Source organism: Oceanicella actignis (genome assembly GCF_900111545.1).
GTDB lineage: Bacteria > Pseudomonadota > Alphaproteobacteria > Rhodobacterales > Rhodobacteraceae > Oceanicella > Oceanicella actignis.
In genome coordinates, this window is record NZ_FOHL01000001.1 from 495,024 (window position 1) to 514,013 (window position 18,990).

Below are 18,990 nucleotides of genomic sequence, written 5' to 3' on the forward strand. Positions count from 1 at the left end.
GCGTCACGCCCGTCCGGCGGCGGCGTCCCGGGCCGCTTCCTTCGGCGCCCGAGCGCGGCGCGCCACGCCCCGCGGCCGCGCGCGCCTCATCCGCCGCGCCGGCCGGGCCACGCGATCACGGCTCGGCGCCCTCTTCGAGCAGGACGGGCACGTGGCGGAATCGGGTCACGTCGATCAGACCCTGATCCGAGATGCGCAGCTCGGGGATCACCGCCAGCGCCAGCAGCGAGTGCTGCATGTAGGCGTTGTTCAGCCGGCAGCCGCAGGCGCGCATGGCCTCGATCACGCCGTCGGCCTGGGCGGCGACCTGCTCGGCCGGGGCGTCGGACATCAGCCCGGCGATGGGCAGCGGAACCAGCGCCGCCTCGCGCCCGTCGCGGAACACCGCGACGCCGCCCCCGACCTCGGCCAGGCGATTGGCCGCCAGCGCCATGTCGCGCTTGCTGGTCCCGACCACGATCATGTGGTGGCAGTCATGCGCCACCGTCGAGGCCACGGCGCAGTCGGCCTCGTAGCCGAAGCCCGTGACGAAGCCGTTGACCACGCGCCCCTCGCCGCGGTGGCGCTCGACCAGCGCGATCTGGCACAGGTCGCGCGCGCGGTCCATCTGCGCCACGCCCCCGCGCACGGGCACGCGCGCGGTCAGCGCGCGGGTCGGGGCCTGGTTCTCGATCACGCCGATGACGCGCGCCGTCGCCTCATCCGCGCCGGCGGGGGCGGGGATGTCGAAATCGGCCTCGGTCAGCGGACGGGCGATGCGCACCGTCGCGCGCGCCTCGGGCGGGTAGTCGAAGCGCGGCGGCTCGACCAGCAGGCGCCCGTTCTCGGCCGCCACCCTGCCCTGGGCGATGACGGTCTCGACCGGCAGCTCGACCAGCGACGAGGTCAGGATCATGTCGGCCCGCCGCCCCGGCGCGATCGAGCCCAGCTCGCGCTCAAGCCCGAAATGGGCGGCGGCGTTGATGGTGGCCATCTGGATCGCGGTCACGGGCGCCAGACCCTGCGCGATGGCGTGGCGGACCACGCGGTTCATGTGCCCCTCGCGCACCAGCGTGCCGGAATGGCAGTCGTCGGTGCACAGAATGAAGTTGCGCGGGTCGAGCCGATCCTCGGTCACGGCGCGGATCTGCTCGGCCACGTCGTGCCAGGCCGAGCCCAGCCGCAGCATCGCCCGCATGCCCTGGCGCACGCGCGCCACGGCGTCCTCCTTGCGGGTGCCCTCGTGATCGTCCGCGGCGCCGCCGGCGACATAGGCGTGGAAGGGCAGCCCCAGATCGGGCGAGGCATAGTGCCCCCCGATGGTCTTGCCCGCGGCGGCGGCGGCGGCGATCTCGCCCATCATGCGCGGATCGCCCGCGGCGACGCCGGGAAAGTTCATCACCTCGCCCAGCCCGACGATGCCCGGCCAGGCCATCATCTGCGCGATCTCGTCCGGGCCGAACTCGGCGCCCGCGCGCTCGAGCCCCGGCGCCGAGGGCACGCAGGAGGGCGCCTGCACGAACACGTTCGCGGGCTGGACCAGCGCCTCGTCATGCATCAGCCGCACGCCCGCAAGGCCCAGAACATTGGCGATCTCGTGCGGGTCGATGAACATCGAGGTGGTGCCGTGGGGCAGCACCGCGCGCACGAACTGGCCGACCGTCAGCATGCCCGATTCGACATGCATGTGCGCATCGCACAGGCCCGGAACCATGTAGCGCCCCTCGGCCTCGATGACGCGGGTGTCCGGGCCGATGCAATGGCCCGCATCCGGGCCGCAATAGGCGAAGCGCCCCGCGGCGATGGCGATGTCCGTGCGGGGCAGGATCTCGGCCGAATGCACGTTCACCCAGCGGCCGCCGCGCACCACCAGATCGGCCGGGGCGCGCCCCGCGGCGACGTCGACCAGGCGTTGGACCGATTGCTGCCAGGGCGCTGGGGCGGTCATTTCGTGCTCCTTCGTTCTTCGTTGGGCCGTCCGCCGGCCATGGCGGCCGCGGGCGGGCGCAGTTTCCGCCCTTGGCGCGGCCGAGGCAAGCGTGCGCGCTTGCCCGCCGCCGCCCGCGCGCCTAGGCTGAACGCAAGCCGCCCCGCCCGGGGCGCATCCATGCGGGAGACGCCATGAAAGCCCTTGTGACCGGCCTTGTCGGCCTTGCCGCCGCGCTGCTCGCCGCCCTGCCCGCCCTGAGCGAGACGCAGGCGCCGACGACGCTGCGCCCGGCCGATCCGCAGCCCGACCCCGCGCATCTGGCGCCGGGGCTGAAGGTGGGCTACGCCTATCCGGGCGACGTCAAGTTCCTGACCGACGCCTGGCGGGCCATCGACTCGGGGCTCGAGCCGGGGCCGCCGCTGATCGGGTTCGACTACCCCAACACCCTGCCGGGCGAACCGGCGCTGACCTCGCGCCGGGCCACGCGCGTGGTGGCGCTGATCGAAGGCTACATGCGCTTCGACGAAGCCGGCGAGCATGCGCTCGAGTTCTGGTCCAATGACGGGCTCGAGGTGTTGCTGGGCGGCGCGCGCATCTACCGCTTCGACGAGCGACGCCCCTGCGACACCGCCGGCCCGGTGCGCGTGAACGTGCCGCAGCCGGGCTGGTATGCGCTCAAGGCGGTGTTCTTCCAGCGGCTGAGCACCTCGTGCCTGTTGCTGAAGATGCAAAAGCCGGGCGGGCGCCTGCTGTGGGCGCCGACCGACATCTACGCCTACGAGAAGGACTGAGCCCGCTCAGCCGCGCGCGCTCAGCGCCGCCAGGGCGCCGGCGCCGGCCAGAAGGCCGCCGCCGGTCCGCCCCAGCGCCCGCATCGCGCCGGGGCGCGTCATCCGCTCGCGCAGCGCGCCCGCCGCAAGGCCCCAGATGACCACGTTGACGAAGCCCAGCGTGGCGAAGGTGGCGATCAGGATCGCGCATTGCGGCGCGAAGGGGCGCGTGGGGTCGATGAACTGCGGCACGAAGGCCACGAAGAACACCAGCGCCTTGGGATTGAACAGCGTCACCAGGAAGGCGTCGCGGAACATGCGCCGCGGCGCCTTCGGGCTTGCCGTCGTCAGCCCGAGCGCCATCTGCGGCGCCGCGCGCCACATGCGCAGGCCCAGCCACAGCAGATACGCCGCGCCGGCAAGCTTGACCGCCGAGAACAGCGCCGCCGACGCCGCCAGCGCCGCGCCCACGCCCAGCATCGAGGCGCTCATCGCCGCCAGGTCGCCCAGCAGCACGCCCGGCGCGCTGGCCAGCACCGCGCGCCGCCCCTGCCCCAGCGCGAAGCTCACCACGATCATCACCGTCGGGCCGGGAATGGCCACGATGACGCCCGCCGCGACGGCGAATGCGATCCAGGTGTGCAGATCCATGGGGCAACCCCTTGGGCCAAGGTTCGGGATACGCCGTTCTCCGGCGCGGAGAATGTGGCGCCGAACGCCGCCGTCCGCAAGCGCGGCGCGCGCGCGCAACATCATTGCGCAAAGCTGCGCCGCAGCATATGCATTGCAGGTGCGAAAAGCGGTTTCCGGGCGAAACCGCCGCGCCGCGGGTCGGAGGTCCATGCGATGCAGATTTGCCGCACCAAGCAGGAGATTCGCGCGCTGACGCGCCGCTGGCGCGCCGAGGGGCGCTCGATCGGCTTCGCGCCCACCATGGGCTATCTGCACGAGGGGCACCTGGCGCTGGTGCGCCGCGCGCGCGCCGAGAACGACGCGGTCGTGGTCTCGATCTTCGTCAATCCGACCCAGTTCGGCCCGAACGAGGATTTCGACAGCTACCCCCGCGATCCCGAACGCGACCTGCTCCTTCTGCGCGCCGAGGGGGCGGATGCCGTGTTCCTGCCCGACGCGGCCGAGATGTATGCCCCGCACGCGCAGACCTTCGTCGAGGCCGAGCGCCTTTCGCGCATCCTCATCGGACGCCTGCGCCCCGGGCATTTCCGCGGCGTGGCCACGGTCGTGACCAAGCTGTTCAACATCGTCGCCCCGGACGCCGCCTATTTCGGCGAGAAGGACTACCAGCAGCTGACGGTGATCCGGCGCATGGTCGCCGATCTGGACGTTCCCGTGCGCATCGTCGGCGTGCCCACGGTGCGCGAGCCCGACGGGCTGGCCATGTCCTCGCGCAATGTGCGCCTGTCGCCCGAGGATCGCGCCGCCGCGCCGGTCCTGTGCCGCGCGCTGGACGCGGCCGAGGCGCGCGCCGCGCGCGGCCCCGTTTCGGTCGAGGCGCTGCGCCGCCTGATCCGCGAGACGCTCGAGGCCAGCCCCCGCGGGCGCGACCCGCGGGTGGACGTCCGCGCCGCGGACGACCTTTCGCCCCTGCGCGGCGCGCTCCGCCGCCCGGCCGTGGCGCTGATCTCGATGCGCTTCGGCGACGTGCTGCTGATCGACCAGCGCGTCATCCGCCCCGCTGACCAGGAGAACGCCCCATGAGCGCCCAGAAACCCGTCCGACGCATCACCGCGCCCCAGATCGCGGCGCGCAAGGGAGGCGAGCCGATCGTCGCGCTGACCTCGTATCACGCGCACACCGCCCAGATCGTGGACCGCCACGCCGACGTGATCCTCGTGGGCGATTCGCTGGGCATGGTGATGCACGGCATGGACAGCACGGTGCCCGTTCCGCTCGACCTGATGATCATGCACGGCCGCGCGGTGATGCGCGGCTCGCGCCGCGCGCTGGTGGTGGTGGACCTGCCCTTCGGCGCCTACGAGGAAAGCCCCCAGGCCGCCTTCCGCAGCGCCGTGCGCGTGATGAAGGAGACCGGATGCGGCGCCGTCAAGCTCGAGGGCGGCGCGCGCATGGCCGACACCATCCGCTTTCTGGTCGAGCGCGGCATTCCCGTCATGGCCCATATCGGCCTGACGCCGCAATCGTCGAACACGCTGGGCGGCTTCAAGACCCAGGGCCGCGATCAGGACAGCTGGCCCCGCCACGAGGCCGACGCCCAGGCGGTGGCCGAAGCGGGCGCCTTCGCCGTGGTCCTCGAAGGCATGGTCGAGCCGCTGGCCGCGCGCATCACCGCCCAGATCCCCATCCCCACCATCGGGATCGGCGCCTCGGCGGCCTGCGACGGCCAGATCCTGGTGCTCGAGGACATGCTGGGGCTGAACCCGACGCCACCGAAATTCGTCAAGGTCTACGGCGCGCTTGGCCCCGCGATCGAAGAGGCGGTGCGCGCCTATGCCGACGAGGTCAAGAGCCGCGCCTTTCCCGCCGAGGATCACGTCTACCGCTGAGCCGCGCGGCCCCGGACATGGCGACGCCCCGGCGCAAGGCGCCGGGGCGTTTCGTTTTCCGCCGCTTCGGGGGGCGCGAAACCGCGCCGCCCCGCAAGCGCGCGGCTCAGGCGGTGGCCTGCGCCGGACGCCCCGCGCCGCCGCGCCGGGGCCTGCGGCCGCCGGGCTTGGCGAAGGCGGGCTTGCCGAAGGCCGGCTTGCCGGCCGCGGGACGTCCACCCGCCTTCTTGGGCGCGCCGCCGCGCGGCCCCTGCGCGGGCCGGCCGCGGCCAAGGCCGCCGCGCGGGGCGGGCTTTTCGTCGCGGCCCTCGGGTCCATCGCCGATCACGTCGAGGCGCATCTGGATCACGCGCTCGATATCGCGCAGATAGCCGCGCTCGGACGGATCGCAGAACGAGATCGCCGAGCCCGCCGCGCCGGCGCGCGCGGTGCGGCCGATGCGGTGGACATAGCTTTCGGGCTCGTTGGGCAGCTCGTAGTTCACCACATGCGAGACGGCGTCCACGTCGATGCCGCGCGCGGCGATGTCGGTGGCGACCAGCACGCGCGCGCGCCCCGACTTGAACCGCGCCAGCGCGCGCTGGCGCGCGTTCTGCGACTTGCCGCCATGGATGGCGTCCGCCTCGATGCCGGCGCGGGCCAGATCCTCGGCCACCTTGTTCGCGCGATGCTTGGTGCGGGTGAACAGGATGACGCGGGTCATCTCGGGATCGGCAAGCGTCTCTTCCAGCAGCTGACGCTTGTTCATGCCCGGATTCACATGACGCACCGACTGGGCGATGCGCTCGACGGTGGTGGACTGGGGCGCGATCTCGACGCGGATCGGGTCGTGCAGGATCTCGGCGCTCAGCCCGGCGACCTCGCGCGGCATGGTGGCCGAGAACAGCAGCGACTGGCGCTGCGCGGGCAGGGCCTTGAGAATGCGGCGCACGTCGCGCACGAAGCCCATGTCCAGCATGCGGTCGGCCTCGTCCAGCACCAGCACCTCGACGGCGCGCAGCGACAGCGAACCCTGGTCGAGATGGTCGAGCAGCCGGCCCGGCGTGGCGATGACCACGTCCACGCCGCGCGACAGGGCACGGAACTGCGGGCCGTGCTTGACGCCGCCGAAGATGACGGTGTGGCGCAGGCCGGCGAACTTGCCATAGGCCTGCATCTCTTCGCCGATCTGTATGGCCAGCTCGCGCGTCGGCGCCAGGATCAGCGCGCGCGGCTCGCGGCGCGAGCCGCCCCGCGCGCCGGACAGGCGGTGAAGGATGGGCAGCGCGAAGGCGCCGGTCTTGCCCGTGCCGGTCTGGGCGATGCCCAGCATGTCGCGGCCCTCGAGCAGCGCGGGGATGGCCTGCGCCTGGATGGGCGTGGCTTCTTCGTGGCCCCGCGCGGCAAGCGCGCGGAGAAGGGGCTCGGCAAGGCCGAGTTCGGCGAATTTGACGTTGGTCACAGATGATTCCCATGCTCGGGACGGAGCGCGCCTGTGCGCGGCCGGTCCCGGCGTCGCCCGCCTGCCGGGCGCGGCCGGGGCGGAATGTATTCAGAGGATTGGTCCCGGGACGTGACGTCCTTGACGGACGCTTCGCGCTATCGCGGGGCAACTGGTGCAAGCTATGTGGACGGCCGGGCGCCGATTGTCAAGCCGCGCCGCCCGCGCGGCCGGGGAACGCGCCCCGGCCCGGGACGGCCATTCAGGCGGGAATCGCCAGAAGGCGCCGCTCGCCGTCGGGAAAGGCGTCGAAGGACATGGGCCATCGCGCGCCGGGCCAATGGATGTCGAGCTCGCCCAGCCGGGGGCGATAGGCGGCCGTGTAAAGCGTGCCGAAGCCCGACGAGAAGGCGGTCGAGTAAAGCGGCGGCCGCAGGAACGCCTCGATGAAGCGTTCTTGCGTCTCGGGGTGCAGGGTCAGGCGGTGGAGCAGGAATCGCTCGCGCTCGACGGTTGCGGTGAAGCGGGCGTGGCTGGCCCACTCGACCCGCTCCTGATGGTTGGTGGCCACCGGCGCGTTGGTCACGACGGCGTCGCGGTCGGGCGCCAGATGAACGGTGGCGAAGCGGCGCGCGGCGTCAAGCGCCGTCACGTTGTAGCTCATGTGGCAGGGCACGCGGGCAAGGGTGCGGCAGGCCTCGGCGACGGTCGAGCAGGTCTGCAGCACGTAGCGCAGGATCAAGGGCACCCCGAAGCCCTCGCCCACCTCGCGCCGCCCGCCGAAGGTCAGCGACACCGCCAGCCCCGCGTCGTTGACGCCGTCCAGCAGACCCCAGACGCCGTCGGACATGCCCATGACCCGCCTGCCAAGCCAGCCCGTCTTCAGCACGACCGCGTCGAAGGCCGCGGGGCTGTAGTCGTAATTGCGCACCAAAAGCGGCTCGTCGCCCGGCCAGATCGCCTGGCTGCAGCCGGCCAGATATCTGGGCGGACAGTAGAAGCTGAGGAACCTTGCCGCGTTGTCGCCGCCGCCCGCCAGCTCGCACAGCTGGTCGTAAAGGCCCAGCATCTCGGGCATGTGCCGCGCCAGCGCGCGGCGGCACTCCATGTAGGTGGGGCGGGCGGTCATGCCTTCGGAGGCCCACCAGCGACGATAGGCGGGCCAGAACTCGTGAAACAGCCCGGCCACGCGCGGACCGGGCTGCGCTTCGCAAAGGGCGCGGAAGATCAGCGTCATCCCCCGTCACATGATCTTGAACGCCGGCTCTTCAAGGGTCGCGGCGGCCGGCAGCGGACGCGCCGAATAGGCCGACTTGATGCCGTGGATCCAACGCTTGGCGTTCTCGGTCAGCTTGAAGGCGTTGGTCATCGCCCGGCCCCGCATGACCAGGATCCCGAGATCTGCGCCCTCGTAGCGGTAGTCGCCCTGACGCAGGATGCGCAGGAAGAAGGCCTCGTTCTCGCCGACCGCGCGGCGGTGGTAGTCGAAGCGGTCGTAGACCACGCGGCCGTCCTCGAGCATCTTGTAGATGCCCGACTGGGGCGCGTCGGTGATGATGTCGACGCTGTCCTCGGTGTGCTTGATCACCAGCTGGCACCAGCTGTCGATCATGTCGGGATCGGCCCAGCGCTCGTTGATCTCGTCGACGTCCAGCTTGAACGGCTTGCGCGAGAATTCGAGCAGGTGAAACAGGAACAGCGGCGCGTCGGCATGGGCGAAGGCGGCGTGGTTCGTCATCGAGCTGGCGCCGGTGATGCGCGGGTTCAGCTCGCCCAGCCAAAGCTCGCCGGTCTTCTTGTCGATCAGGAAATCCAGCTCGAAATAGCCGCGATAGCCCTCCTTGCGCAGCTGCTCGCCGAACTTGAAGGTCAGATCCCGCGCCTGCTGGCGGACCTTGGGCGAAAAGGCGGTGGCGAAGATCTCGTTGCCGCACCAGCCGCCGCGATAGGGGGTCAGCTCCTTGAAGCCCACCAGCTCGGTCATCAGGGGGCCGACGATGGTGCCCTCGCGCGTGGCGCAGGCCTCGATCGCCGAGCCGCGGCAGTCGATCCGCTTCATGATCTTGATCTCGCCCTGGCCGACGATCTCGTGCTCGTGCTTGCGGAAATCGGCCTCCGAGCGGATGAAGAAGGTCGTGTGCCCGCTGTCGCCGAAGGCCGATTGCAGCACCAGGTCGTCGCCCAGGCCCGCCTTGTCGGCGATCTGGCGCAGGTGTTCGTAGCTGTGGACCTCGGACAGAGCGTTGGGAACCGACGGCACGCCCGCCTTGTTGCCGACGCGCACGGTCTCGATCTTGTTGTCGAGCTTCTTGCGCAGCTTCGCCTTGGGGAACCAGATCTCGCCGCCAAGCTCCTTGACCAGCTCTTCGGTCCTTTCGTCGAACATCAGGAACACGAAGCGCGGCTTGCCGCCCCGGCGCTTGATCAGGTCGATGACTTCCTTGTGCTGGAGGAGATAGTTGTTGATGTCCTCGATCGACTGGAACTCGTCATGCGGCATCTCGGAGGGCACGAAGACGTTGGGATGCCGGCCGTCGAAGCAGTCCATGTAGCAGATATACTTGAAATTCTTCACCCACTCGTCGATGCCGAGAAGATTGAAGTTCGTCGCCGACACGAAGTATATGGGCTCTTCGTTCGTGTGAAAATACCGACGTATTTCGGATATGTTCTTCAAGACCTTCTTGACCATGGTCAGGATCTCCCGTTGGACTTGGTTTTTTCGGCGCTCTTGAGAGCCTTTTCGTTGAAGACCCGCAGGCCCAGATCGGGCCGGAACCCGTGGATCTCGCTCACGTCCAGCGCCATCATGAAGCGCAGGATCTGCGGGCTGATGACCTGCCCCGGCACCAGGATCGGAAAGCCCGGCGGATAGGGGATGATGAACGCGGCCGACACCAGCTCTTCGCCGCCCTCGAGCCGCTCGAGCAGCTTTTCGTCAAGCTCGACGTAGTCGCACATCTCCTCGTCATAGGCGAGGAAGAAGGCCGCCCGCAGGTCGCCCTCGGGCGTGGCGCCGGGGCTGCGGAAGGCGTCGTGAAAGCGGCTGAAGTCCGGCAGCGGCGGAACGTGCTCGATCAGGCTCGAGACGCGCTTCTCGAAGGCGAGGCGCTCCATCTTCGAGGCGTCGTCCTGCACCTCGTCCAGCTCCTTGGCGATCTCGACCAGCACCTCGATCAGATAGGCCACCGACGAGCGCGTGGTGCCGATGTTCGTCATGAACAGCACGGTGTTGCGCGAGGTCTTGTTGATCTGGATCCCGTAGCGATCCATCAGCACCTTGGTCTTGAAGGTGTCGCCGTCCCAGCCCGTGGCGCCGACCAGAAGCGTGATGCGCGTGGGGTCCAGCACGAACTCGTCCGAGGCCCAGCACTCCCAGATGTCGGTCCAGCCGCGCTCCTTGTCGTAGTAGCGGGTCACGCCGCTTTCGCGGTGGCGTTCGGGGATCATGTCGGCGGGCGAGAGAACGCGGAAATACCTGCTCAGCAGCGGATGGTCGGCCACGGCGCGCCGGATCGCCATGGCGCTTTCGATCTGGCGCTGGACGAACTCGAAGCCCTCCAGCTCGACCTGCCGGCGCCCGACGTCCAGCGAGGCGATGATCTGGTAGTTCGGGCTGGTCGAAGTGTGGGTCATGTAGGCTTCGTGAAAGGCCTCTTCGACCTCGCCCTTGAAGTCCTGATCGTTCACATGGATCATCGAGCCCTGCCGCAGGGCCGTCAGCGTCTTGTGGGTGGACTGGGTGGCATAGACGCGCACCCGCGCGTCGGGCGGCGCCAGCAGGCGCGCGTCGAGCCAGGCCTGGTCGTCCGCGTCGCGCAGCGCCTCTTGCTGGGCCTTCCATGCGGCGGCGTGCTCGGGGGTGCGCAGCGTCTGGCGCAGGCGGTTGGCGACCTCCATCGCGGTGCGCTCGCGATAGGTCGGATCGAAGCGGGCGAAGGCGAACCAGGCCTCGTCCCACAGAAAGACCAGGTCCTTCTTGATGGCGAGGCATTCCTGCATCACGCGCTGCACGTTGTAGACGATGCCGTCGAAGGTGCAGTTGGTCAGCAGCACCATGCGCACGCGGTCCAGCTTGCCCGCCGCGCGCAGCTCCAGCAGCTTGCCCTTGATCTCGGACAGCGGCGCCGCGCCATACATCGAATATTCGTGCAGCGGGTAGCTTTCCAGGTAGACCACCTGCGCCCCCGCCAGCACCAGGCCGTAATGGTGCGACTTGTGGCAGTCGCGGTCCACCAGCACGATGTCGCCCGGGCGCACCAGGGCCTGCACCACGATCTTGTTGCAGGTCGAGGTGCCGTTGGTGGCGAAGAAGGTCTGCTTCGAGCCGAAAGCCCGCGCCGCGGCCAGCTGCGCCTCCTTGATCGGGCCGCGCGGCTCGAGCAGCGAGTCAAGCCCGCCCGACGTCGCCGAGGTTTCGGCCAGGAAGATGTTGGGGCCGTAGAAGGCGCCCATGTCCTGGATCCAGTGCGAGCGCGAGATGGACTTGCCGCGGCTGATCGGCATGGCGTGGAACACGCCGGTCGGCTGCTTGGAATATTCCTTCAGCGCCGAGAAGAACGGCGTCTTGTAGCGCCGGTTGACGCCGCGCAGGATGTTCAGGTGCAGTTCGAGGAAATCTTCCTGATTGTAGAACACCCGCCGGCACAGGCCCAGATCGAGGCCGGCGATCTCTTCGACCGAGCGGTCGGTGATCAGATAGGCGTCCAGCTCGGGCCGGATGCGGGCGATCAGGCGGCACAGCTCGGGGCCGTAGTCCCACGGCTCCATCGCGTCGACGGTCTCGTCGTCGCCCACGCGGTCGAGATAGCGCTTGAGGATGTCGAGCTTGTTGCGCGACTTGAGCGACAGCCCCGGCCGGACGACCACCGCCTGGATGTTGGGGTTGAAAAGCACCGCGATCAGCGCGTCCTCGACGCTGGGCGCCACGACCGCCTCGTAGATGAAGGGATCCTCGACGCGGCGCATCCGCTGCAGGCTGGCCTTGAGGAAGCGCTCGTGATGCTCGTTGACGTCGTCGACCACCAGCACCTCGAAATAGGGCCGGCCCAGGGCGCGCGCATCGACGGGAAGGGTGGATTCGTCCTCGAAATCCTCGTTGTCTCCGGTCTCGCCCACCAGCTGGATCGAGCGGCGGCGGTAGGCGCCCGAGGTCAGCGCCCGGGCCACGCGCCGCACGACATGCGACAGGTCGTCGATGTTGCGCGCCTCGAGCAGCCGGCGCATGTGCTCGAAGGCGGCGGCGCCCGGAAAGGCGAAATAGAGCTCGATCGGCGCCAGCGCCTCGAGCAGCTCGGCCGCCCGCCGCGCCAGCTTGTCGGCCGAACGGCCCGCGGGGCCCGCGCGCTGCAGCGATTCCATCGTCTCGCGCAGCGTGCTCCACCGGTCCATCCTCAGCTGCGAGGCGCTGTAATAGTCCCTTATCGTGTGCCCTCGCCCTCCCTGGTCGTGCAGCTTCATGCCTTCCCCCCTGCTTGGCGGCGCCCTCAGTCGGCGCCGGTTCTTGCGCCGAAAGGCGCCTCGTTGCGCACCGGGCGCGCCGGGTCCTCGCGATAGCCCGGCGCGATGCGCGGATCGGGCGCCGGCGCGGCGGCCGTCGAGCCCTTGCGCGGCATCTCGAGCGGGCCGAGCGTGTGCAGCCACGCATCCGCGCCGCTGGCGCGGTCGTAGACCGGAAAGTCCACCTCGCGGTCGCGGAAGCTCTTGAGCACCTGCCCAAGGCCCTTGAGGCCGGTCTCGCGCTGGCGCCGCACCAGGTCGAAGTCGATCTCGATCGGGAACATGTCTTCCTGACCATGGCTCTGGTGCAGGACCATGGCCGCCGGATCCACCACCACCGAGCGCCCCACCCCGCCGGCCGCCAGGCCGTTGACCGCGAAGACGTAGCACTGGAACTGCGCGGCCGTGGCGCGGGCGATGGCGATCTCGGCGTCGCGGTCGGTGGTGCCGGTCAGCACCGGGTTGAGCAGAACCTCGACGCCCTGGCTGGTCAGGTGGCGCGTGGTCTCGGGAAACCAGATGTCGTAGCAGATCGAGACGCCGAAGCGCCCCGCGCCGGGCACGTCGAAGATGCAGAACTCGGTCCCCGCCGAGACATTGGCCTCGTAGGGCCGGAAGGGAAACATCTTCGAGTATTTGGCGACGATCTCGCCATCGGGATTGATCACCGCCGCGGTGTTGAAGATCCGCCCGTCGGGGCGCTTCTCGAACATAGAGCCGGGCAGAAGCCATACGCCATGCCGGCGCGCATCCTCCTGAAACAGCGCCAGCGTGTCGTTCGGAAAGGGCTGGGCGAACTGCTCGAGCGGGCCGAAGGGCGCCAGCTCGCTGAACACGACCATCTGCGTCCAGGGAAACCGCGCCATCAGCACGTCGAGGCGGTGGCGCATGCCCTCGACGTTGGAATGCAGCGCCGCGACATGCATCTGGATGCCGGCGATTGCGAATGGTGTCATGTGACTTTCCGCTCCGTTCGATGTGGGTCGATTGTGCCGCCCATCGGGCCGCGAAGGCCAGAGGTTTCGCAGGCTCGGGCCGCGAATCGCACGCGGTCAGGGTTGGGGAATCGGATCGGGATCGGCCGCATCCATCCGCCCTGGGCGGCGACGCGCCGTGGCGGGCGCCGTCGCAAAGGCCCGGCCGCGGCCACGGCCGACTCGCCGCCCGCATCGCCGGGCCTCACGACCCGCGCCACGGCGCGGGGCGCTCAGGCGCGGCGCTATGCGTTTGGAAATTCTGGGAAATTTGGTGGAGCCAAGGGGAGTCGAACCCCTGACCTCTTGCATGCCATGCAAGCGCTCTCCCAACTGAGCTATGGCCCCATCCGGGTCGCCGCGCCGTCGCTTCGGGGCGTTGGGAGCCCCCCTCGCCGCGGCTGACCGCTCTTTATTTTGCGCCGGCGGGAGTATCAAGCGAAAAATGCATCCGCCGCGAAATTCTCCGCCCGCCGGCCGCGGGCGCCGATGTCACTCTTCGTCGTCGGGCTTCTCGACGACCTCGATGCCCAGATCGTCGTCCTCCTCGTCCTCGAGAAGGGCGTCGTCCACCACCAGATCCTCCGCGTCGTCCGCGTCGTCGACCACCAGATCGTCGTCGTCCACCACGGCGGCCGTCGCCGGCGCCGCCTTGGCCTTGACCGGGGCCGCCGCGCCGCCGCGCCGCTCGACGAACGCCGATTGCGGCGTTTCCGCGCCGCAGGCGGGGCAGATCGCGGGATCCTTCATCAAGTCGTAGAAACGGGCGGCGCAGCTCGGGCAGATGCGCTTGGCGCCCCATTCAGCTTTGGCCATCTAAACCCCCAGGGATGTCTGTGTCGGCGCACGGACCGCCCGCGCGTCGCTGCTGCAGCGAACGGGCCGGTTGCCACAAGATCGCCCCGCTGTCAAACCCGCTTGATGGTTGCACCCGCGAAACGGCTTGTTTGCAGCGCGGCATGACGCTAGCGTGAAGCAAAGCGCCGGGCCATGGGTCCGGCGATCTTCGGAGGACAGCCATGCTTTACCAGGCCTATGAACTGACCCACGCGGCCATCGCCCCGTGGCGCGCGGCGGCGAAGATCGGGCAGCAGGCGCTCAGCAACCCGCTCAACCCGGCCGCGGCGACCTTTCCGGCGCGCGCCACGGCGGCCGCGCTCGAGATGTTCGTGAACGCGACGCGCCGTTACGGCAAGCCCGAGTTCGGCATCGACAGCGTCGTCGTCGACGGGCGCGAGCTGCCGGTCGTCGAAGAGGTGGTCCACAGCCTGCCCTTCGCCAGGCTGCTGCACTTCCGCCGCGAGGGCGCCGAGGGGCGCGACGATCCCAAGGTGCTGATCGTCGCGCCCATGTCGGGGCATTTCGCCACGCTGCTGCGCGGCACGGTCGAGAAGATGCTGCCCGAGCACGACGTCTACATCACCGACTGGGAAGACGCGCGCAACGTGCCGCTGGCCGCCGGCCCCTTCGATCTGGACGATTACATCGACTACGTCATCGAGTTCTGCCAGGTGCTGGGCGCGGGCGGCGAGCGCCCCGCCGTGCTGGCCGTGTGCCAGCCGGGCGTGCCGGTTCTGGCCGCCGCCGCCATGATGGCCGAGGACGAAGACCCCTGCCGGCCCTCGTCGATCACGCTGATGGGCTCGCCCATCGACACAGCCCGCAACCCCAAGCAGCCCAACGAGCTGGCCACGACTCGCCCGCTCAGCTGGTTCGAGCAGAACGTCATCACCACCGTCCCGTTCCCCAATCTGGGCTTCATGCGGCGCGTCTATCCGGGCTTTCTGCAGCTGTCGGGCTTCATGTCGATGAATCTCGACCGGCATGTGGACGCCCATCTCAAGCAGTTCCGCCACCTGATTCGCGGCGACGGCGATTCGGCGGCGGCCCATCGCGCCTTCTACGACGAATACATGGCGGTCATGGACCTGACCGCCGAGTTCTATCTCCAGACCATCGAGCGCGTGTTCCAGAAGCGCCTCCTGGCCGTGGGCGAGTTCATGTATCGCGACGAGCGCCTCGTGCGCCCCGAGGCCATCGTCGACATCGCGCTCATGACCGTCGAGGGCGAGAAGGACGACATCACCGGCCTTGGCCAGACCGAGGCCGCGCACGATCTTTGCGTCAACCTGCCCGACGAGATGCGCGCCCATTACGTGCAGGAGACCGTGGGCCATTACGGCGTGTTCAACGGCTCGCGCTGGCGCCGGTTCATCCAGCCGCGCGTGCGCGACTTCATCCGCGCCCACCGCGCCATGGTCGAGGACGAGGACGCCCCGGCGCGCGTCGGCGCCGCCGGGAAGGCCGCGCCTTCCGCCGAGGAAGGCAACGTCACGCCCTTCCCCGCCGCCGTCGGCGCGAAGGCGGACTGACCGCGCGCATGGGCGTGTCGATCCGGCTCGAGCGGCCCTCCGTCAGCGTGACGGTGCGGCGCTCGGCGCGCTCGCGGCGGTTCTCGCTGTCGGTCAGCCGGATCGACGGGCGGCCCCTGCTGACGATCCCCGACGCCGCCAGCCTGGACGAGGCGCGCGGCTTTCTCGAACGCCACGCCGAATGGTTGAGCGGGGCGCTGGACCGCGCGCCGGGCGCCCTGCCGGTGACCGAGGGCATGACGCTGCCCATCGGCGGCCGGCCGGTCGTGCTGCGCGCCGATCCCGCCCGCCGGCGCGGCGCGCCGGCGCTGAGCGGCGACGCCCTGCTGATCCCGCCCTCGGCCGCGGGGCCCGGCCCGGCCGTCAAGACCTTTCTGATCGCGCGCGCGCGCGATGCGCTGACCCCGGCCGCGCGCCGCCACGCCGCCGCGCTGGGCAAGGCGCCGGCGCGGGTGACGCTGCGCGACACGCGCTCGCGCTGGGGTTCCTGCACCGCCGAGGGGGCGCTGTCCTTCAGCTGGCGGCTGGCCATGGCCCCGCCCGCGGTGCAGGACTATGTCGCCGCGCATGAGGCCGCGCATCTGGTCGAGATGAACCACGGCCCGCGCTTCTGGGCGCTGGTCGAGCGGCTGCGCCCCGATTGGCGCGAACAGCGCGCCTGGCTGCGGGCCAACGGCGCCGCGCTGCACCGCTTCCGCTTCGATCCGGCGGGCTGAGCGCGCCGCGCCTCAGCGCTCGATCCGCTCGGGCCGCTCGGGCCGCGCGCCCGCGGGCGCCGGGCGGGCCGGCGCCGCGCCGCCCGCCTCGCGCGTGAAAAAACCCACCACGTCCGAAAGGATGCGCCCGGCAAGCGACTCGGCAAGCGCGTCGGCGATCGCGCCCGGAACCTGCGGCCCGCCGGCGGGGGGGGCGCGCTCGGAATCGAGCGAGCGCGGCGGCAGGCCGTCGTGAATGCGCATCATCGTCTCGCGCCAGATTTCGGCCGGCAGCCCGCCGCCGGTCACGCCGCTGAGCGAGGTGTTGTCGTCATAGCCCATCCACACGCCGGCGACGTAATCGGCGGTGAAGCCGATGAACCAGGCGTCGCGCGCCGCCTGGGTGGTGCCGGTCTTGCCGGCGGCGGGCCGGTCTGGCAGCGCGGCGCGCCGGCCCGTGCCCGAGCGGATCACCTCTTCGAGCATCCCGGTCAGCCGCCGCGCCGTCATCGCCGAGACGGCCTGCTCCGGCGCGGGCGGCTCGCGGCGCATGAGCGGCGCCGGGTCGCCCATCAGGCGGATCTCGCGGATGCCGTAGGGAATGGTGCGCCGCCCCTCGGCGGCGATCGCGGCATAGGCGCCGGTCATCTCGAGCAGCGTCGCCTCGGAGGTTCCCAGCGCCGAGGCCAGCCCCGGCGCAAGCGGCGACTCGATCCCCAGCCGCCGCGCCGTCTGGGCGACGCGGGCCATGCCGACCTCTTGCGCCAGGCGCACCGCCACCGTGTTGATCGAGCGCGCCAGCGCCTCGGTCAAGGTGACCGGCCCCGCATGATCGCCGCCATAGTTGCGCGGGCGCCATCCGTCGATCTCGACGGGGCGGTCCTCGACCACGTCCCAGGGCGTGCGCCCGGCCTCGAGCGCGGCCGCGTAGACCACCGGCTTGAACGCCGAGCCGGTCTGCCGCTTGGCCTGGGTGGCGCGGTTGAAGCGGCCGGCGCCGTCCGAGGGCTCGCGCCCGCCGACGATGGCGCGCACCGCCCCGTCGGGCGACATGACCACGATCGCCGCCTGCGCGCGCGAGCCGGGGCGCACGCGCGTCTCGAACACATGGGCCAGCGCCTCTTCGGCGGCGCGCTGGATGCGGGGGTCGAAGGTGGTGGCGATGCGCACATCCTCGCGCGTGTCCTCGGTCAGATAGGCGGGGCCCTCCTCCATCACCCAATCGGCGAAGGCGCCGCCCGCGCGCGCCGCCGCCGCGCGCGACAGCGTGGCGGGGTGCGCACGCGCCTCGGCCGCCTGGACGGGGGTCAGGTAGCCCTGCTCCTCCATCAGGCCGATGATGAGCTGTGCGCGGTTCTGCGCCTGGCTCAGATCCGAGGTCGGCGCATAGCGCGAGGGCGCCTTGAGCAGCCCGGCCAGCATCGCCGCCTCGGCCGGGGTCACGACCCGCGCCGACTTGCCGAAATAGCGCTGCGCGGCGGCCTCGAAGCCATAGGCGCCGGCGCCCAGATAGACGCGGTTGAGGTAGATCGAGAGGATCTCCTCCTTGGTGTATTTCATCTCCATGGCCAGGGCCATGGGCAGTTCCTTGAGCTTGCGCTCGAGCGAGCGCTCTTGCGTCAGGAACACGTTCTTGGCCGTCTGCTGCGTCAGCGTCGAGCCGCCCTGCACCAGCCGCCCGGCGCGCAGGTTGGCGGCCATGGCGCGCGCAAGGCCAAGCGGATCGACGCCCCAATGGCGCCAGAAGCGGCGGTCCTCGGTGGCGATGACGGCGTTGACCAGATGCGGCGACAGCTCGCCCGCGCGGATCGCGCCGCCATATTGCTGCCCGCGCCAGGCGAAGACCTGCCCGTCGCGGTCAAGCAGCGTCACCGAGCCGCGCGCGCGCCCGTCCAGCAGCGCCTCGGCCGGAGGAAGCTGCGCGTAGAAGAACAACGTCGCCGCGCCCAGGATCAGCGCCACCCCCAGCGCGAAGCGGCTGCCCAGCAGCCAGATCCAGCGCAGCATGAAGCGCACCGCGGCGCCAAGCGCGCGATCGAGGGCGCCGCGCCGGCGCGCGCGCGCCCGCCCGCCCCCCGGCCGCGTCCCCGCCGCCGGGCGCGCGGCCGACAGGGCGGGCTCGACCCGCGCCTTTGGCTTGCTGCGTCTGCTCACGCTCGTCCTCTTCGCCGGCATGATCCGTCGGCCGCCCGGAGCCGTTGCCCGGCTCTCGGAAGCGGCGCGCCCGCCTCGGGCTTCACACTACCGCGCCGCGGCGGGAATGTGGAGAGGATGGGGCGAAATCGCGCGCACCACTCTGCACAAATTTTGGGCATTTGATCGTTTTTCGCCCCGGAAGCGGGCGCCGCATCTGCTCATTTTTCGATCATGACCGCATGTTTCCGGCCCGGCGCGACTTGGCACGCTTTGTGCATCGCAATATCCGCGCCCGCCCCGGCGGGCCGAGAAACCATGCGGAGAAAGCGAATGAAGCTCGTCATCGCCGTCATCAAGCCCTTCAAGCTCGAGGAGGTGCGCGAGGCGCTGGCCTCGAGCGGGGCTCAGGGCCTCATGGTGTCCGAGATCAAGGGATACGGACGCCAAGCGGGCCACACCGAGATCTACCGCGGCGCGGAATACGTCGTGAACTTCGTGCCCAAGATCAAGCTTGAGGTCGCCGTGCCCGACGCGGCGGTCGAGCGCACGGTCGAGGCGATCGCCGGCGCCGCCCGCACCGGCCGCATCGGGGACGGCAAGATCTTCGTCCTCGACCTCGAGCAGGCCGTGCGCGTGCGCACCGGCGAACAGGGCGAGGACGCGCTGTGATCCCCGCCCGCATCGAACCCCTTT

At 70.4% G+C, this 18,990-nt stretch carries 15 protein-coding genes and 1 tRNA gene; 6 read left to right on the top strand and 10 right to left on the bottom strand.

All coding sequences use genetic code 11. From position 1 onward, the window contains the following. Positions 1-115: 115 nt before the first annotated feature. Entirely contained in the window at positions 116-1,927 is a 1,812-nt protein-coding gene (ade, locus tag BMW67_RS02305) for an adenine deaminase (protein ID WP_072748118.1), read from the bottom strand. 173 nt (positions 1,928-2,100) lie between these two features. Here ade and BMW67_RS02310 point away from each other — a divergent pair, with 173 nt between their 5' ends. Next, positions 2,101-2,700, top strand: a complete 600-nt coding sequence (locus BMW67_RS02310) for a hypothetical protein (protein WP_072748119.1) — start codon at positions 2,101-2,103, stop codon at positions 2,698-2,700. Positions 2,701-2,706: 6 nt separating this feature from the next. On the opposite strand, the gene BMW67_RS02315 is transcribed toward BMW67_RS02310, so the two are convergent. Continuing rightward, a complete protein-coding gene (locus BMW67_RS02315) occupies positions 2,707-3,330 on the bottom strand; it encodes a LysE family translocator (protein ID WP_072748120.1) in 624 nt (207 codons plus the stop codon). 195 nt (positions 3,331-3,525) lie between these two features. On the opposite strand from BMW67_RS02315, the gene panC reads away from it, so the two are divergent. Then, positions 3,526-4,395 carry a pantoate--beta-alanine ligase gene (gene panC / locus BMW67_RS02320; protein WP_072748121.1) on the top strand — a complete coding sequence of 290 codons (870 nt, stop codon included), beginning with the start codon at positions 3,526-3,528 and terminating at the stop codon, positions 4,393-4,395. Further along, on the top strand, positions 4,392-5,201 hold the full coding sequence (gene panB, locus BMW67_RS02325) for a 3-methyl-2-oxobutanoate hydroxymethyltransferase (RefSeq protein WP_072748122.1): 810 nt from the start codon (positions 4,392-4,394) through the stop codon (positions 5,199-5,201). Before panC ends, panB begins: the two co-directional genes overlap by 4 nt. A gap of 106 nt (positions 5,202-5,307) precedes the next feature. Here the strand turns inward: panB and BMW67_RS02330 are convergent, their stop codons facing one another. The 7 genes from BMW67_RS02330 to BMW67_RS02360 form a co-directional block, all read right to left on the bottom strand. Continuing rightward, complete coding sequence (locus tag BMW67_RS02330; protein ID WP_072748123.1) at positions 5,308-6,642, bottom strand: DEAD/DEAH box helicase; 1,335 nt, start codon at positions 6,640-6,642, stop codon at positions 5,308-5,310. Between the two features lie 241 nt (positions 6,643-6,883). Continuing rightward, positions 6,884-7,858: a C45 family autoproteolytic acyltransferase/hydrolase gene (locus BMW67_RS02335; protein ID WP_177174476.1), complete on the bottom strand. Its 975-nt coding sequence runs from the start codon at positions 7,856-7,858 to the stop codon at positions 6,884-6,886. 6 nt (positions 7,859-7,864) lie between these two features. After that, positions 7,865-9,313 carry a biotin carboxylase gene (locus BMW67_RS02340; protein ID WP_072748124.1) on the bottom strand — a complete coding sequence of 483 codons (1,449 nt, stop codon included), beginning with the start codon at positions 9,311-9,313 and terminating at the stop codon, positions 7,865-7,867. 2 nt (positions 9,314-9,315) lie between these two features. Then, positions 9,316-12,081, bottom strand: a complete 2,766-nt coding sequence (locus tag BMW67_RS02345) for an aminotransferase class I/II-fold pyridoxal phosphate-dependent enzyme (protein WP_072748125.1) — start codon at positions 12,079-12,081, stop codon at positions 9,316-9,318. Between the two features lie 26 nt (positions 12,082-12,107). Further along, complete coding sequence (locus BMW67_RS02350; protein ID WP_072748126.1) at positions 12,108-13,076, bottom strand: carbon-nitrogen hydrolase family protein; 969 nt, start codon at positions 13,074-13,076, stop codon at positions 12,108-12,110. A gap of 290 nt (positions 13,077-13,366) precedes the next feature. Beyond that, a tRNA-Ala gene (locus BMW67_RS02355) sits at positions 13,367-13,442 on the bottom strand. Between the two features lie 144 nt (positions 13,443-13,586). Beyond that, positions 13,587-13,910 carry a TIGR02300 family protein gene (locus tag BMW67_RS02360; RefSeq protein ID WP_072748127.1) on the bottom strand — a complete coding sequence of 108 codons (324 nt, stop codon included), beginning with the start codon at positions 13,908-13,910 and terminating at the stop codon, positions 13,587-13,589. 203 nt (positions 13,911-14,113) lie between these two features. Here BMW67_RS02360 and BMW67_RS02365 point away from each other — a divergent pair, with 203 nt between their 5' ends. Together BMW67_RS02365 and BMW67_RS02370 are read left to right on the top strand one after the other, a co-directional pair. After that, on the top strand, positions 14,114-15,466 hold the full coding sequence (locus BMW67_RS02365; protein ID WP_072748128.1) for a polyhydroxyalkanoate depolymerase: 1,353 nt from the start codon (positions 14,114-14,116) through the stop codon (positions 15,464-15,466). Positions 15,467-15,474: 8 nt separating this feature from the next. Next, positions 15,475-16,182, top strand: a complete 708-nt coding sequence (locus tag BMW67_RS02370; protein WP_072748129.1) for a M48 family metallopeptidase — start codon at positions 15,475-15,477, stop codon at positions 16,180-16,182. A 12-nt stretch (positions 16,183-16,194) separates the two neighbouring features. Here the strand turns inward: BMW67_RS02370 and BMW67_RS02375 are convergent, their stop codons facing one another. Beyond that, positions 16,195-18,336, bottom strand: a complete 2,142-nt coding sequence (locus BMW67_RS02375; RefSeq protein WP_083581535.1) for a transglycosylase domain-containing protein — start codon at positions 18,334-18,336, stop codon at positions 16,195-16,197. Between the two features lie 291 nt (positions 18,337-18,627). On the opposite strand from BMW67_RS02375, the gene BMW67_RS02380 reads away from it, so the two are divergent. Beyond that, positions 18,628-18,966, top strand: a complete 339-nt coding sequence (locus BMW67_RS02380) for a P-II family nitrogen regulator (RefSeq protein WP_072748131.1) — start codon at positions 18,628-18,630, stop codon at positions 18,964-18,966. The last annotated feature ends 24 nt before the right edge of the window (positions 18,967-18,990 follow it).

Coding starts and splice junctions, on each gene's coding strand:
- ade (WP_072748118.1), bottom strand. CDS start 1,927: ATGACCGCCCCAGCGCCCTGGCAGCAATCGGTCCAACGCCTGGTCGAC.
- BMW67_RS02310 (WP_072748119.1), top strand. CDS start 2,101: ATGAAAGCCCTTGTGACCGGCCTTGTCGGCCTTGCCGCCGCGCTGCTC.
- BMW67_RS02315 (WP_072748120.1), bottom strand. CDS start 3,330: ATGGATCTGCACACCTGGATCGCATTCGCCGTCGCGGCGGGCGTCATC.
- panC (WP_072748121.1), top strand. CDS start 3,526: ATGCAGATTTGCCGCACCAAGCAGGAGATTCGCGCGCTGACGCGCCGC.
- panB (WP_072748122.1), top strand. CDS start 4,392: ATGAGCGCCCAGAAACCCGTCCGACGCATCACCGCGCCCCAGATCGCG.
- BMW67_RS02335 (WP_177174476.1), bottom strand. CDS start 7,858: ATGACGCTGATCTTCCGCGCCCTTTGCGAAGCGCAGCCCGGTCCGCGC.
- BMW67_RS02340 (WP_072748124.1), bottom strand. CDS start 9,313: ATGGTCAAGAAGGTCTTGAAGAACATATCCGAAATACGTCGGTATTTT.
- BMW67_RS02345 (WP_072748125.1), bottom strand. CDS start 12,081: ATGAAGCTGCACGACCAGGGAGGGCGAGGGCACACGATAAGGGACTAT.
- BMW67_RS02350 (WP_072748126.1), bottom strand. CDS start 13,076: ATGACACCATTCGCAATCGCCGGCATCCAGATGCATGTCGCGGCGCTG.
- BMW67_RS02360 (WP_072748127.1), bottom strand. CDS start 13,910: ATGGCCAAAGCTGAATGGGGCGCCAAGCGCATCTGCCCGAGCTGCGCC.
- BMW67_RS02365 (WP_072748128.1), top strand. CDS start 14,114: ATGCTTTACCAGGCCTATGAACTGACCCACGCGGCCATCGCCCCGTGG.
- BMW67_RS02370 (WP_072748129.1), top strand. CDS start 15,475: ATGGGCGTGTCGATCCGGCTCGAGCGGCCCTCCGTCAGCGTGACGGTG.
- BMW67_RS02375 (WP_083581535.1), bottom strand. CDS start 18,336: ATGCCGGCGAAGAGGACGAGCGTGAGCAGACGCAGCAAGCCAAAGGCG.
- BMW67_RS02380 (WP_072748131.1), top strand. CDS start 18,628: ATGAAGCTCGTCATCGCCGTCATCAAGCCCTTCAAGCTCGAGGAGGTG.